Consider the following 15,338-nt stretch of genomic DNA (forward strand, 5'->3'; position numbering starts at 1 on the left):
CTCATATTTAAAAACAGGTGAGTACCCTATAAAAATATAAAAAAAATACCCTTATATCACAATTGTGACATTAAGGGTAGTCTTAAGGCTCTTTTTTTAAAATGTCCTTGACACAGGGTCCACTTTATTTCTTATGGCTTTTTAATAAATTAAAATTATGCGGTTGCGTTGTTTCAGAATATATATTCCAAATATTTGTACCTATAGAAGCGGGAGATTCTCCTCTGAAATGTTGTTAAATATTCCATTTTCTATAATTTTTATATTTCCATAAAATTTTGTTTCATTATCTTTTACTATAATTCCATCTCCATCATTACATATATAACAAATTCTTCCTTTATTTTTCGTGTACTCTTTTAAATCATTTAAATAGCTACTATCTTGATTCCAATGAGGCATAAAATCAAAATCTACTAAATCTAATGAGGATAAGTCTGTTAAGTAAGCTACATTTTCATCACCAAATTGTGAAGCTGAAATATCCTTTGACATCATTATTGCACCAGCACTTAATCCAAAAATACACCCTCCATTTTCAACGTATATTCTAAGCCTATTTATTAAATTTCTTTTCTTCAAATTGTTTAAGAAATAATATGTGTTTCCACCTGAAAGATATATAACATCCGATTTAAATAATTCCTCTATATTATCTGGGTTATAAAATTCATCAATATCCAAATAATGAAATTCAAAATTACCGTATTCGCTTAAGCTTTCTTTATTCATTTTATAATACTTAAGTTCTATATCTGTCATTGATGCAATATATGTTAAAATGTATTTCTTATCTGAAAAAAGCTTTCTTACACTATTTTTAAAATCTATATTATCATTTTCAGTGAAATCACTAAGCAAAACTAATGTACCCATAATATCATCTCCTTAACATATCACTTTTCACCATAGAGTGTATTTTAATATCATGAAAATGCCCTTTAACATACAATTGCTGTCTAAGTATCCCTTCAAACTTCATACCTGAATTAACCATTACTTTAGCTGAACCTACGTTATCTACAATACATCTTGCCTCGATTCTATTTAGATCCATCTGCTCATAACCAAACACTATTAATCTCTTAACAGCTTCTGTCATATATCCATTATTCCAATATGCCCTAGATAACGCATATCCAAGCTCACCAATTGCTTGTCCTGGACTCCATCGCATAAAACCACAAGTCCCAATAAATTTCATATTATCCTTACATACTATTCCCCAGGTCATACCTCTCCTATTTTCATATTCACTTATAATTTTCAATATAAATTCTTCTGTTTCATTTAAAATCTTATGTTCAGACCATGCAGTATATCTAGAAACTTCTGGATCTGACGCATAATTAAACATATCCTCTCTATCATCTATACTTATTTTCCTTAATATCAATCTTTCAGTTTCAAGATATGGTAATTCATAAAAAACGTCTTCTATTCTTTTCATTTATATTCCCCTCCGTTATTAATATAGTAATGGCGTACATTAGTACCACAGTATTATCATAATGTATTTATACCATTTGTTGCTTTATTGATCCTCTACCATTATCATAAAAAACTTCTGCATAAGAACCATTTATTAATGTTAATTGAGGTGGTAAATTTACGGTCTTCGATTAGCGACTTCCAAATAACTTTTTCTGTTAGATTATATATATAACCCCTAATACGCCCATAGATGGCGCAGTAATTCCTATAATATCTCCTTTTTTAAGCGGCAACGGATATTTCATAAAATCAACTCCTTTCAAAAGTGCCACCCACATGGCAAGTGGCATATTGTCTGTTTTCTATATAAAAATTAAATATCGTTAAACAAAATGAATTTCATCAATTCTCCCACATTCCTTATATCCAATACTTTTATACACCTTATTTGAATCAGGGTTCGTTATATCCGTGTATAACATTGGTGTTAGTCTTTCTTTCAGTACATTAAAACTTAATTCAGCCATTAATGCACATGCATACCCTTTTTTTCTTTGTTCATTAGGAGTATATACACTATTTATACGAGCATGTCTCATAGAACGATGTGCTATATTTGCCATTGAAACAACATTATTGTTTACCTGCCATAAAAATAAATCGCCTGATTTTACTAAGCTTTCTGCTCCAGAAACCTGACTTTCTTTTGTTACTATTTTTTCAAAGCTATCAAAAGCAAAACCTTTACAATATTCTGCAACAATACCAACATGACACAACTCTGCTCTTATTAATTCCCCCTGAACATTTTGTGGTCTAATAACCTCTAGGCACTTATATGACTGCATTCTCATAGATATTTTATAAGATACACCAAATAGGTTTGAATATTGCTTGGCTATTCTTTTTACTATTTCTACTTGTCCTGATATTTCACTTATATTATTATCCTTTATTATATTACATAATGAATTAACTACATTGTTAACTTCTAACCCTTCAAGTACTTCATTAACCCATATCCACATTGCATGACCTGGATTCTGCATAGCTATTACATTACCATCCTTTGTTTTTAATGCAATAAGTTCTTTTCCTTCAATAATCCTATGGAAGAGATTAAATTGAACCTCACAATCTAAAAATGTCTTTTTATTTAAAACTCCTTCTTCCTTAACAAATGATGTAAACATATTAATCCCCCCATAAATTCTATCCTACAACCTATACCTCTATCCAATATCTTTGAGTTATTTCCCCCTCTTCTATAACTTCATTTTCTAAAACTCCGCCATTATTTGTGATTGTTTTGGCAGAACCTAAATTATTTTTATCACAAGTAACTAAAGCTTTACTAATTCCAAGTTCTTTTGCTATAGGTAACGCCATAGCTAACATTAATGTGGCATATCCTTTTTTTCGTTCTGATGGACGAATACCATAACCAATATTCCCACCAAAACTAAGTAAGTAGTCATTTAAATAGTGCCTAATATTTATTGCTCCTATAATTCTTTTATTTTCTAAAACCAGAAAATACATGTGTGATGGAACTAAGTGTGCTGGACAAGTATCCACCTTTTCCATTTTATTAGTGTGCGTAAGCCATGTTATATAATTCATACCCAATAATCTTGCACCATAGGGGGTTATTTCTTCTCCACAGTTTTCCCATTCATTAATAAAATCATAATATTGTTCTTCCATCTCATTGTTAGCTCTTAATAACTCAAGTTTCAATTTTATCACTCCATTCTATTTTACTTTTCTTTTTATAAACAAAAAAAACTCCACGAAATCACTTAAGAAGTGACTCCGTAGAGTTATCTACGTGTAGGATGATCCCTGTACCGCTAGTACAAACTAGGTACACTCACTGAATATAATAATATATTACAATCTTACAAATACATTGTCAATACATTTTTGGAAATAATTATTTTATTTGGATATTTATAAATTATTTTCTATACTTCTATTTTAGACTTTCCTTCAATCTATTCAACTCTTCATCAATTAGTTTTTTATCTAACCTTTCAAACAATAATTCAAACTCCCCTATAACAATATTAGCTTTCAAATCAACACATCTCCAGTTACTAACATCACATCCTAACCAAGTTTTTACCTTATGCGAAGATGAGGGTAAAAATGGATTTAATAGATTTGCTATATTTATTATTGAAAATAAACAATTATAAATGCTGTCACTACACTCCTCATTATTGCTATTAACAGTAATCCATGGTTTTTTCTCATCAAAATATTTATTTATACTTCTAATAAATTCAAATACCTCCTCAATAGCCATTTTTAAATTTCCTTTCTCAATACTGCTACCCACACTTTTATATAGCTGCTCTACATTTCTTCTAATTTCTTCATTTACAATTCCATTTGGAATTATATTATTAAAATATTTCTTAACAAATACTAAAGTTCTATTAACTAAATTCCCATAAGCACCTAATAATTCACCGTTATTATTATTTATAAATTCTCTCCATGAAAAATCCGCATCTCTTTTCTCAGGAGCATTTGCTATAAAAAAGTATCTTATCAAATCACTATTATATCTTTCAATAATATCTGGTATCCATACAGCCCAATTATTACTAGTTGATATTTTTTTGCCCTCAAGGGTTGCATATTCACTAGATATAATTTTATCAGGCATTTTTTTATATCCTATACCACTTAAAAGCGCTGGAAGAATAATTGAATGAAAAGGTATATTATCTTTCCCATGAATATAATAAGAAATACTTTCACTCTTCCAAAACTTTGTAAAGTCTTTATTGTTTTCTTCTCCCCATTTTTTGCATGCAGTAAAATAACCTAACACAGCATCTATCCATACATAAACTTTTTTATCCTCATACCCCTTAATTGGAATATCTATTCCTAAAGATAAATCCCTTGATATAGCTCTATCTTTTAATCCTTCTTTCAAATATCTCTCTGTATTATTTACTGCATTTATTCTCCAATTCTCTTTAGAACTTTCTAAATGCTTTCTTATCTCACCTTCAAATTTTGACAACTCAAAATATATTTGCTTGGAAAATTTTACTATAGGTTCATTCCCACAAAGTTTACATACTCTTTCTGATAATTCTAATGGTTCTAATAAACTTGAACAGTTATCACATTGATCCCCTCTAGCAATGCTTTTGCAATTTGGACATATACCTTCTACATATCTATCCGGCAAAAATTGATTGCAATGTTCACAATAAAGTTGTTCTACTTCTTTTTCATAAATCAATCCTTTTTCGTATAAAAGCTTAATTAATGTCTGAACCTCTTGTTTATGATATTCATCATCAGTTCTTGAATAATAATCATAAGAAAAATCTAATTTATCAAAACAATATTTAAATTCATCATGATATTTATCTACAATAGATTTAGCTGATATATTTTCCTTTTTAGCCCTTATAGCAATAGGTGTTCCATGACAATCACTTCCTGAAACGTAAAATACATTATCTCCTTTAGCTCTATAATACCTTGCTATTACATCCCCTGGCAATAGTGCTGCAATATGCCCTATGTGTAGTGACCCATTTGCATAAGGCCATGCTCCTCCAATAAAAATATTCATGTAAAATACCTCCCTAATAATTTTTTGCAAAATAAAAAACTCCCGAACCTAAGAAATAAATCTTAGGAACGAGAGTTAAACTTCGCGTTACCATCCTAATTCACCTATATTTCACAATATAGGCCTCATCAAGTACGTCACGATTACGTGATTATACTTTTGTCACTATAACGGGTGAACCCGTTGCAGCCTAAATTCTTAGAATTTCGGTGCACCGCTCCAAGGCCATTTTCTCCTTAATATCCTTTGCTCTTTCTCACCAACAAGAACTCTCTGTATAAGTATTTTTAAAGTTACTTTCCTTTTCTTAACATTTATGAATAATATTTAATTAATTTTATTATACGCTCATTAAATTGATTGTCAAGCTATAAATTTCACGCTTTTAATATGACTTTATATCCAAACCCTACTTCTCTAATAAGTATTTTCATACACCTTTTTAGCTACTCTTATCCATGTTTCAGTATAATTTTTACCATTTTCTTTAGTATAATACATTTCAAATTCATAGCCATCTAATTTTTCATAACCTGCTGTTGGTAACCATTCAGTATATACACGCTTTACTAAGTCCTGAGTAGCACTAGCAATTTCTCCCTCTCCATATTCTTCTGAGGTGAATATTGCCCAGGTAGCAGCTGGAATATCAACTACGGTAAAACCTTCAGTAACACTTTTAGAGGTTTTAAATGCACAAAGCATATACGCAAATCTACTTCCGCCTATTTCACGATAATCACATACTGCATTAACGGAACAAAGCTCATGCTTATTATTCCAATTCTCACCTGTAGCATCAGCTATCTTATCTATTGTTCCGTTCTCCATAGCTTCACTCCAAAATTTAGGTATTTCCACTAAATTTTTTTCGTTTTCTGTTGTAAAAACCCCCTCCACACCAAAAATCGTAAATGCTTCTTTTTTCTCAATTCTATAATTCATCTCTACAGCTCCTTTAATCGAAATATGAAAGGATAGGCGAGGATAAGCCTTAAGCTCTACACCCATATTCCTTGCTACTGTGGGTGTCACGCCATGAATATTTTGAAATGCACGAGCAAATGCTTCTGGTGATTCATAACCATACTTAAGTGCAAGATCAATTACTTTTACATTACTGTCTTGAAATTCGAATGCGGCAAGCGTTAACCGTCTACGTCTAATATATTCAGATAATGACACATCAGTTATAAATGAAAACATACGTTGAAAATTATAAACAGAACAGCAAGCTACCCTTGCAACTTTAGAATAATCAATATCACTAAGCATATTATCCTCAATATAATTTAATGCATCATTCATTTTTTTTAGCAAATCCATCTATACACCTTCCTTGCAATTATTAGTTTATCAGATATGTTTCTGGAACGCCTTGCATTTCATGCACAATATTGTAAGCTTATTCAGAATATACTTAAGGCACAAGTCTTGTTCTATCTCTAGGAAAAAGAGATGCCTCTCTAACATTTTCAAGGCACAATAATTGTGCTGTTATTCTCTCTAGTCCTATAGCAAGCCCTCCATGAATAGGCATTCCATATTTAAATAATGAGGTGTAATTTTCGTAATTTTCTGGAACTAAGCCCTTGTATTCAATGTTTTTTATTAACATATTATAATCATGAATTCTTTGTCCTCCAGTAGTAATCTCAACACCTCTAAATAATAAGTCAAAGCTTCTTGTTTCTTCCTCCCCATAAGGCATAGTGTACATAGGTCTTTTTCTTCTTGGATAATGAGTTAAAAATACAAAGTCACAGCCTAACTTCTCCTTAGCGTATCTGCAAATTAATTTTTCTCCTTCTGGGTCTAAGTCTCCATCTAAATCTGTTTTATTATATTCTTTTTCTAATATTTCTAGAGCTTCACTAAATTTAATTTTCGGTATTTTATCTTCTATCTTTGGCATATCTGCATTTAACGTTTCTAAATATATTTTACCCTCTTCTTCTACTTTATTTAATATAAACTTTAATAACCTTTCTTCCATTTCCATAATATCTTCTTCATCTTTAATAAATCCCATTTCAAGGTCCATACTTATATATTCATTTAAATGTCTAGTGGTATTGTGTTGCTCTGCCCTATACACATGCGCTACTTCAAAAACTCTCTCAAAACCAGCTCCAACCATCATTTGTTTATAAAATTGAGGACTTTGAGCAAGGTACGCTATATTTTCAAAGTATTTCACTTGGAACATATCAGTTCCACCCTCTGTCCCCTCTGCAACAATTTTAGGGGTAAATATCTCCGTAAACCCTTCATCAATTAATAATTGTCTAAACCCTCCAACTATAATATTTTGAATTTTAAATATTGAATTTACTTTTGCATGTCTTAAACTTAGTACTCTGTTATTTAACATAGTATCTAAATTTATTTCTAATTCATCCTTATTTATTTCAATTGGTAATTCTCCTATCGAGCTGTTAATCACTTGAATTTTCTCAATTAATATTTCAAAAGAATTTAACGCATTATTACCTTCTTTAACTCCTCCAATTATTGATACAACTGACTCTAATTTTATTCCACTAATATCCATACAACTATTTTCTACAACACATTGCACCAGACCAGTTCTATCCCTTAGAATAATAAATGTAATAGTTTTTAACTTTCTTACACGATATACCCAACCATTTATTTCAACTTTCTTATTTATGTGATTTTCTAATTCATTTACCATAATTCTACCCATAATTTTTTCCTCCTCAAAAATAATATATTATTAAAAATACCAGCGCTCTTTACTATATAATTTAAATTTCTAAATTAACGAATAAAAGCCCCTTGAGCAATAAGCTCAAGGGGCAAAATTCTCGCGGTACCACCCTTGTTTAACTTCATTAATTCAAATTTATCAAATATTAAACACCATCAATAGAGTAGCTCTCTTTCCGTAGATTCGGCCTCATCTATTGTCACCACCCACCCCCAACCATTACGTTGAAACTGCGTTAAATAAAAAAAAGCCTTCATTCCATAATAGGAGCGAAAGTTGTATTCACGGTGCCATCCTAATTTGACAAAGCTATAATCAACTAAGTCATCTTTAATCCCTTTAACGGTGGAATCCGACTTATCCTACTATATATTTCAAATAAGTATCTCCAGGATGTCACTTCAATATTACTTTTCTCGTAGAGCTCTCACTGTCCTCTACTCGCTTTGGATACTAAGATAATATTTACTATTCCCTTCAAAGAATTCTGAATATTCATTTTCTATATATTACCTCTTATTTTTTTAATTGTCAATATAAAGTTTTTTGTATATTAAGCCCTTGCCACTATATAATTAAATTGTTTAATTCCTTATAATAATTATAAGGAATGTTACGTGCTTACCTTTAATAAAATCATATTTTCACATGTGGTATTTTAATCAATAAAAAAAATGATAATAGGAGTGTGATCTCATGAGACTTCACAGGCTACTGGGAATTATTATGCTACTTAATTCCCGAGGAATAATGAAAGCTGGAACCTTAGCTAAAATACTTGAAACCTCAGAAAGAACCATATACAGAGATATGGATATATTATGCGAAACAGGTATTCCTATTTTGTCAGTTCCAGGTCCTAATGGAGGTTTTTCTTTTATGGAGAACTATAAAATCGATTCAAATGACTTAGAGAGTGGAGATGTAGTTAATCTATTACTTTCAAGTATGGGTATCCACTCAGAAAAAAACACTGAAATGGCACAACAGCTTAAAAATTCCATTATTAAGCTTGAAAATACTGTATCAAAAGAGCATAAAGAAGAAATTATTAAGGCTAAAGAAAAATTCTTTATTGATTCAGACCCTTGGTGGGGAAAAAGAATAGAAAATCAGAATGTAGATATAATTAAAAAATCAGTACTTAATTTAAAGAAGTTAAAAATCCACTATAAAAAATATGATGGAGAAGTATCTGAAAGGATTATCCGACCTTATGGTGCAGTGGTAAAAAATTCGGATTGGTATGTAATAGCCTTTTGTGAATTTAAAAATGAGATTAGGATTTTTAAGTGCAGCAGAATTGAAAATATTGAAGTGTTAACTGAAAGTTTCGGTATGCCTCTAAACTTTTCTCTGGAAGAGTTTTGGGAAAATAGTAAGCATCAATTTATAAGACAAGCATACCTTAAGGTAGATCATAATTCATATCCTGTTAAAATTAAACTCTATGAAGAAAAGAAGCGAACCCTTGAAGGCTTTTATGTACTCTCTTCCATAAAAGTTGCAGATAATTGGGTTTACGATATAGATATGATAAGTTTTCAAACTGCCTGTAATGTAATCTTTCCTTTAAGTGATCGGATTGAGGTTTTAGAACCTATAGAACTTAGAGATTATGTAATTAGAAAAATAAATAAAATTTTAAAGTTATATAAGGTTAAATAAATTCCTGACATACTGTTGGCAATGATTACTTGATATAATTAACATATTAAATAAATAGATGGAGGTCATAGTTATGGAAGCAAAAATAGTAAGCATAAAAGGGTTTAAGGCTGTAGGTATACCTTACTTTGGAAACAATAGTAATGGTGAAATTGCTACCCTTTGGGAAGCATTTAACAAAAACTGCAAAGACATAAATCAAAAAAGTAAGTCCATGCTCTGTTATGGTATATGTGATTGTGGAATGGATTCAGAGGGTAGATTTCACTATACTGCTTGCGTAGAAGTAGACAGCTTTCTAGATGTACCAGAAGGTATGATAACAAAGGTTGTTCCAGAGGGTAGACACTTGGTTTATACTTATAGAGGAGCTATAAAAGATTTAGGTGAGTTTTACAATAATATATTTACCAATTTAGTTCCAGCCTCAGGGTATGAAATAGAATATAGACCACAACTAGAAGTATACGATGAAAGATTTATGAACAATGGAGAATTTGACATATATGTCCCTATTAAGTAATATTTTTTATTCTATAAAAAGCCATAAGAAATTAACTTCTTATGGCTTTTTACTAAGTTACAATTTATTTGATTTATTCATTACTTCCTGCTAAGTATCCTGTGGAAAATGCCATTTGAAGATTATATCCACCTGTTTCAGCATCAATATCTATAACTTCTCCTGCAAAATAAAGATTTTTTATAAGCTTTGATTCCATAGTTGAAGCATTTATTTCTTTGACTTTAACGCCACCTGAAGTCACTTGAGCTGCTTTAATTGATAATGTTTCTCTAACTGTTAGCTTCATTTGCTTCATATACTCAATTATCTTATTCTCGTCTATCTTCTTTAAATCACTAATCTTAATCTCGGTTAGTCCTAACAGATCAAAAATTTCTTTTAAGAAATTTTGTGGAAGAGTACCTTTTAAATTATTAAGCACAGTTTTATTTAGACTACTCCTCATAATCTCTGATATTTCCTCCTTAGACTTATCCCTTAAAAAATCTAAAGTAACTTCGACTTCTCCCTCTGCTAACGCTTTACTTATATAAGATGAAAGCTTTAATACCGCTGGTCCTGATATTCCAAAATGAGTAAATATCATATCACCAAACTTCTCTATTCTACTTTTTTTAATCTTAGCTGAAATTACAACATCCTTCATTGCAACACCTTGCAGGCTCTTAACAAACTCTTCCTTTATAACTAATGGAATTAAGGCTGCATATAAAGGAGTTATAGTGTGCCCATTCTTCCTTAATACTTCAAACATAGACCCATCTGAACCAGAATCTGGATAGCTCTTTCCTCCTGTTGTAACAATTACCTTTTCCCCTAGAATCCGCTTGCCATCATCAGTTACTACCCCTTTAATTTCTCCATCTTCAACTATTAACTCTTGAACTTTACTGTTATACATAATCTTAACTTTATTTCTTTCTAAATCAACCTTTAATAATTCTATAACTTCATCGGCCCTATTACTTTTGGTATATACCTTTTGGTCAAGCTCTTCCTTATATTCTAATCCATTTCCTTTAAAGTATTCTAAAAGTTGATGGTTTGAAAATGTATAAAGAGCGCTATATAAGAATTTCTTATTACTTACTATTTTATCAAAAAATTCCTCTATATCTCTATTATTTGTGATATTGCATCTGCCTCCACCTGTCAGTCTTAGCTTGGCACCAATTTCTTTATTTCTTTCTATTAATATAACTTCACTATTTTTTGCTGAACTAATGGCTGCCATAATACCAGCAGGCCCTCCGCCAACAACAATAACTTTTGACATACATACACCCCACTAAGTTTCGTTTTTCTATTTCCATTTAAATTAGATTTAACCACATTCAAACCCACCATTGTAAGTTCCAATTATATATGAAAAATATGAAAGTGTATATGTTTAAATGATTTCATGGGCAAACTAAAATCAATTTATTCTTGTACACACTTTTTATACTTTTACCCGATGTTAATCCTAACTCAAAAAAACAAAAACTGCATTGGGATTTTCCAATACAGTTATACAAGCTATTCTCAAATATTTAAATTTTAAAATTTTTACCAAAATAAAAAATTCCCCCTTATTAATCCAGAGGGATAAATTTATATTTATCTATATTTAATTTTCACATAAATAATATTGAAAAATAAGCTTGTCCAGTTCCTGACTTAAAGAAACAACCTCATTATCAACAAGGCTTCCAGTAACTGCTATTAATTTTTCTAATTTGTTTCTAACTAATTCCATTTGCTCATTCATAATTATCACTCTTTTCATAAAAACTCACAATTTTAATAATAATACATTACGCATCCAATTGCAACATATATTTCAATATTTTAACTAATTTTCAAATAAAAAAAAGATAAGTTATTAATTTTAACTTTTCCCTTACAAAATATTAAAGTTTAATAATTAATAGAGCACTACAGATTGCTACATTCATATTCTAAATATTAAGACATAAAAAATCCTGGACATCTCTGTCCAGGATTTTATTGGTCCTAAAAATTGATTTTCTTTCTCCTCATGCCTACGTTTAAAACAAGACCAATACATATAAAAGTTGTAATCATTGAACTTCCTCCAAAACTCATAAAAGGAAGAGTAAGTCCTGTAATAGGCATAATACCTATATTCATACCTATATTCTGTAAAATAGAATACAAGAACATAGATATAATACCCGCAGTTAACATTGTACCAAATATATCCTTAGACTCTTTAGCAATTTTAACTAGCTTATAAATTAATAATCCATACATAGTTAGAAGAAAAATTACACCAATAAGCCCCCACTCTTCTCCCACCACTGAAAAAATACAATCTGTGCTGGATTCAGGGGTACTTCCAACTGCCGCCCAGGCGCCTTTTAAAAATCCAGTACCAAAAAGTCCACCCTTACCTATTCCAATTTGAGACATCCTCAGTTGATGACCAGTACCTATGGGATCTAAATCCGGATCTAAAAAAGATACCAACCTATTCTTTTGATAAATTCTAATTAACCCTGAATTCCAAACTAATGCTACAGTACCAGCCACACCTATTAAGCCACCAACAATAACCTTAGAATTTAGCCCAGCCATAAAAAACATGCCTAAAAGGATAAAGAAAAAAAACATAGTCATTCCCATATCAGGCTGCTTTAATAAAAAAACCACTGGAATAATAGCATAAACAGAAAGTTTAAGAAAGTTTTTAATATTATTTATATTGCCTTCCATTTCCTCTAATTGTTTAGCAATCATAATTATCAATGCAATCTTTACAAATTCCGAGGGCTGAAATTGTGGTAACGGTCCAATTTTTAGCCATGACTCTGCTCCATTAACCCTGACTGGCATTATTGCATTAAGTATAAGTAGGAATATGCCCCCCCAATATATTATATTTGCATAACTTTGAATGACTTTGTAATCTATAAGAATTATTAAATACATTACAAACAACCCTATCACAAGCCATGCCAAGTGCATCTTAAGAAAATGAAAATTTAAAACGGTGCTACCCATATTATTTCCTTTATAAAGATGTTGAGTTGCACTTAAAATATTTAACGAACCAAATAACACAATAATTATACAAATAATTATTATGCCAAAATCTAGTTGTTTAAATAACTTTTTATTAATTCTAAACATCTGAAGCATATTATCCTCCTTGTATATCACATACTTAGCAGTATATTCATACTTAGCAGTATATCATATAATTTGAGAATTAAGGCATATTTTTCTTAAAATATAACCTTAAATAAGTTAAATACAACACAATATTAAAGACTTCTAAAAAAATTAAAGCTACTTTTAGGTATATTTATAATTATAGAATATATTTACATATATAGAACAAAAAGCACAATAATTATATGTAAATCGCTCCAATATAATACATTTTTTTCCTTAAAATCGTTGTATTATATAGTAAATCGGGAAATTAATTAACAAGGAGGGCTAATTGTGGAAATTAAAAATAAAAAGTATAAGGTAATTGATTATATTAGAATACCTTTAAAGATTGCACCCATTCCTGTAATATGTATGATGTTTTTACGAGTTTTTGTGGCCACTATTCCAAGTCTTCAAGTATTAGCAACAGCTACATTTGTAGATACAGCCATCCATATTTTTAAAAATGGAGGTATAGCAAATATTTACCTCCCCTTATTTCAAATCATGGTGCTAGTCGCATTTTCATGGTTATCCTCCCTGCTACTGGCTTTTGTGAAATTAAGAATTGATTTAAAAATGAACGAAGGCATGCGTCTAGCAGTGGTAAAAAAACGTAGCCGTCTGGCTTATGAGTATATCGAGAATAATGACATCTGGGAATTGATTACAAGAGTAGGTGAAGACCCCTCTGAACAAATGGTGAAAGGGTTTGACAATCTGTTAAATATCCTAGAGTATGGAGTGAAAATTGTTTCACTTATGCTGATAATTGTTACACAAGTATGGTGGGTAACTATTGCCATTGTAGCAATTGCATTTCCGCTTTTTACATTAGCGTTTAAAAGTGGACAAGTTGACTATGAAGCATATACAGAGGCAGAGAAATATACAAGAAAGGCTGATTATTTAAAGGAAGTCCTTTCTTCAAGAGAAAATGTAGAAGAACGTGCCTTATTTGGATATAGCCATGCCATAGATAAAATGTGGTTTGATAGGTTTGAAACTGCACGTAAAATAGAGTACAAAGCAATGAAACGTAATTTTATTAGAATGAATAGTGGAGGTATCATTACTGCATTTTTATCCATGGCTATTGCACTGGTACTGCTTACACCTGTAAGCAGTGGGCAGATTACCGTTGGTATGTATATGAGTTTAGTTACCGCTGCTTTTAGTCTTGTACAGCAGATGTCCTGGGAATTATCTTTTGTCATGCAAGAATATGCAAAAAATAAACTGTATTTAGGAGATTTTACAACCTTTTCAAATATTAAAGAAATTGAGGGTGCGGATGCATTACCTGATATATCCCTGCAGAAGATTCCCTTTAAGAGCATAGAATTTAAAAATGTACATTTCTCTTATCCTGGAACTGACAGAAAGATTCTAAAGGGTCTATCCATGCGTTTGGAAAATAATAAACAATATGCTTTTGTTGGAAAGAACGGAGCAGGTAAGACAACTGTTACAAAGCTTCTCACTGGCTTGTATGACAATTACGAAGGTGAGATACTGATTAACGGTAAAAATCTCAGAAGCTTTACCCAAGAACAGTTAAAGGCTTATTTCTCAGTGGTGTATCAGGATTTTGCGAAGTATTATGTGACTGTTAAGGACAATGTGATTTTGGGTAATTGTGGCGAATTTCACAAAGAGGATAAACAGAAAGCTTTGGTAGAAAATGCATTAGACTCCATGGAGCTAAATGAGGTTATTAATAAGCTACCAAAAGGTATTGATACACCTCTAGGTAAACTTTTAGAGGACAGTGTGGATTTATCCGGTGGTGAGTGGCAGAGGGTTGCTATTGCCCGTACTTTGGCACACAATGCACCTATATATATTCTGGATGAGCCCACTGCGGCACTTGATCCAATCAGTGAGAGTAAGGTATATGCACTGTTTGAAAAAGTAAGCAAAGGAAAATCAACCATTCTTATTACCCATAGACTTGGAGCTGCAAGGATTGCAGATGAAATATTAGTAGTAGACGAGGGCATTATTGCGGAACGAGGTAGCCACGCGGAACTTCTGCATAAAAACGGCATTTATGCAGAAATGTTTGAGGCACAAAGGAGTTGGTATAATGAGTAAGAAAAATAAACAAATATCTGTATGGACCATGATAGTAAGGATTTTGCCCCAGGTAGTATCCGTTTCTCCTAGACTATTTATTTTAAATTGCATAATTTTTTTTTTTTAAT

At 31.0% G+C, this 15,338-nt stretch carries 13 protein-coding genes and 2 other annotated features; of the genes, 3 read left to right on the plus strand and 10 right to left on the minus strand.

All coding sequences use genetic code 11. The features are described 5' to 3' along the window. Positions 1-201: 201 nt before the first annotated feature. The 7 genes from ACREV6_RS24050 to aspS all read right to left on the minus strand — a co-directional run bounded on the left by ACREV6_RS24050 (position 202) and on the right by aspS (position 7,751). Entirely contained in the window at positions 202-876 is a 675-nt protein-coding gene (locus ACREV6_RS24050; RefSeq protein WP_431580579.1) for a Type 1 glutamine amidotransferase-like domain-containing protein, read from the minus strand. Between the two features lie 4 nt (positions 877-880). Further along, positions 881-1,450 carry a GNAT family N-acetyltransferase gene (locus tag ACREV6_RS24055; protein WP_431580580.1) on the minus strand — a complete coding sequence of 190 codons (570 nt, stop codon included), beginning with the start codon at positions 1,448-1,450 and terminating at the stop codon, positions 881-883. Between the two features lie 367 nt (positions 1,451-1,817). Further along, positions 1,818-2,627 (minus strand): GNAT family N-acetyltransferase, encoded by an 810-nt coding sequence (locus tag ACREV6_RS24060; protein WP_431580581.1) that lies wholly within the window; start codon positions 2,625-2,627, stop codon positions 1,818-1,820. A gap of 31 nt (positions 2,628-2,658) precedes the next feature. Beyond that, on the minus strand, positions 2,659-3,174 hold the full coding sequence (locus tag ACREV6_RS24065; RefSeq protein ID WP_431580582.1) for a GNAT family N-acetyltransferase: 516 nt from the start codon (positions 3,172-3,174) through the stop codon (positions 2,659-2,661). Positions 3,175-3,409: 235 nt separating this feature from the next. Further along, the gene (gene metG / locus ACREV6_RS24070; protein ID WP_431580583.1) at positions 3,410-5,041 is read right to left on the minus strand and encodes a methionine--tRNA ligase; all 1,632 of its coding nucleotides are present in this window, start codon (positions 5,039-5,041) and stop codon (positions 3,410-3,412) included. Between the two features lie 61 nt (positions 5,042-5,102). After that, positions 5,103-5,359 (minus strand) — a binding site (T-box leader). A 99-nt stretch (positions 5,360-5,458) separates the two neighbouring features. Further along, positions 5,459-6,367, minus strand: a complete 909-nt coding sequence (locus tag ACREV6_RS24075) for an AraC family transcriptional regulator (protein ID WP_431580584.1) — start codon at positions 6,365-6,367, stop codon at positions 5,459-5,461. 94 nt (positions 6,368-6,461) lie between these two features. Next, positions 6,462-7,751, minus strand: coding sequence for an aspartate--tRNA(Asn) ligase (aspS, locus tag ACREV6_RS24080; protein WP_431580585.1), 1,290 nt, complete (start codon positions 7,749-7,751; stop codon positions 6,462-6,464). Between the two features lie 286 nt (positions 7,752-8,037). Then, positions 8,038-8,265: a binding site (T-box leader), on the minus strand. Between the two features lie 206 nt (positions 8,266-8,471). On the opposite strand from aspS, the gene ACREV6_RS24085 reads away from it, so the two are divergent. Then, entirely contained in the window at positions 8,472-9,443 is a 972-nt protein-coding gene (locus ACREV6_RS24085; protein WP_431580586.1) for a helix-turn-helix transcriptional regulator, read from the plus strand. Between the two features lie 73 nt (positions 9,444-9,516). Then, on the plus strand, positions 9,517-9,966 hold the full coding sequence (locus tag ACREV6_RS24090; protein WP_431580587.1) for a GyrI-like domain-containing protein: 450 nt from the start codon (positions 9,517-9,519) through the stop codon (positions 9,964-9,966). A 73-nt stretch (positions 9,967-10,039) separates the two neighbouring features. On the opposite strand, the gene ACREV6_RS24095 is transcribed toward ACREV6_RS24090, so the two are convergent. From ACREV6_RS24095 to rodA, 3 genes are all read right to left on the minus strand, one after another. Next, positions 10,040-11,245, minus strand: a complete 1,206-nt coding sequence (locus ACREV6_RS24095) for a BaiN/RdsA family NAD(P)/FAD-dependent oxidoreductase (RefSeq protein WP_431580588.1) — start codon at positions 11,243-11,245, stop codon at positions 10,040-10,042. Positions 11,246-11,578: 333 nt separating this feature from the next. Further along, the gene (locus tag ACREV6_RS24100) at positions 11,579-11,737 is read right to left on the minus strand and encodes an aspartyl-phosphate phosphatase Spo0E family protein (RefSeq protein WP_431580589.1); all 159 of its coding nucleotides are present in this window, start codon (positions 11,735-11,737) and stop codon (positions 11,579-11,581) included. Positions 11,738-11,964: 227 nt separating this feature from the next. Further along, positions 11,965-13,113 (minus strand): rod shape-determining protein RodA, encoded by a 1,149-nt coding sequence (rodA, locus tag ACREV6_RS24105; protein WP_431580590.1) that lies wholly within the window; start codon positions 13,111-13,113, stop codon positions 11,965-11,967. Positions 13,114-13,422: 309 nt separating this feature from the next. Between rodA and ACREV6_RS24110 the strand changes: the two genes are divergently transcribed. Beyond that, positions 13,423-15,228, plus strand: coding sequence for an ABC transporter ATP-binding protein (locus tag ACREV6_RS24110; RefSeq protein ID WP_431580591.1), 1,806 nt, complete (start codon positions 13,423-13,425; stop codon positions 15,226-15,228). Positions 15,229-15,338: the final 110 nt, after the last annotated feature.

The sequence above is a fragment of the Clostridium sp. genome, from assembly GCF_050717515.1.
GTDB lineage: Bacteria > Bacillota > Clostridia > Clostridiales > Clostridiaceae > Clostridium_AD.

Bases quoted from the DNA above. Each gene is read 5' to 3' on its own strand.
- ACREV6_RS24055 (WP_431580580.1), bottom strand. From the start codon at position 1,450: ATGAAAAGAATAGAAGACGTTTTTTATGAATTACCATATCTTGAAACT.
- aspS (WP_431580585.1), bottom strand. From the start codon at position 7,751: ATGGGTAGAATTATGGTAAATGAATTAGAAAATCACATAAATAAGAAA.
- metG (WP_431580583.1), bottom strand. From the start codon at position 5,041: ATGAATATTTTTATTGGAGGAGCATGGCCTTATGCAAATGGGTCACTA.
- ACREV6_RS24100 (WP_431580589.1), bottom strand. From the start codon at position 11,737: ATGAAAAGAGTGATAATTATGAATGAGCAAATGGAATTAGTTAGAAAC.
- ACREV6_RS24050 (WP_431580579.1), bottom strand. From the start codon at position 876: ATGGGTACATTAGTTTTGCTTAGTGATTTCACTGAAAATGATAATATA.
- ACREV6_RS24075 (WP_431580584.1), bottom strand. From the start codon at position 6,367: ATGGATTTGCTAAAAAAAATGAATGATGCATTAAATTATATTGAGGAT.
- ACREV6_RS24095 (WP_431580588.1), bottom strand. From the start codon at position 11,245: ATGTCAAAAGTTATTGTTGTTGGCGGAGGGCCTGCTGGTATTATGGCA.
- ACREV6_RS24060 (WP_431580581.1), bottom strand. From the start codon at position 2,627: ATGTTTACATCATTTGTTAAGGAAGAAGGAGTTTTAAATAAAAAGACA.
- ACREV6_RS24090 (WP_431580587.1), top strand. From the start codon at position 9,517: ATGGAAGCAAAAATAGTAAGCATAAAAGGGTTTAAGGCTGTAGGTATA.
- ACREV6_RS24085 (WP_431580586.1), top strand. From the start codon at position 8,472: ATGAGACTTCACAGGCTACTGGGAATTATTATGCTACTTAATTCCCGA.
- rodA (WP_431580590.1), bottom strand. From the start codon at position 13,113: ATGCTTCAGATGTTTAGAATTAATAAAAAGTTATTTAAACAACTAGAT.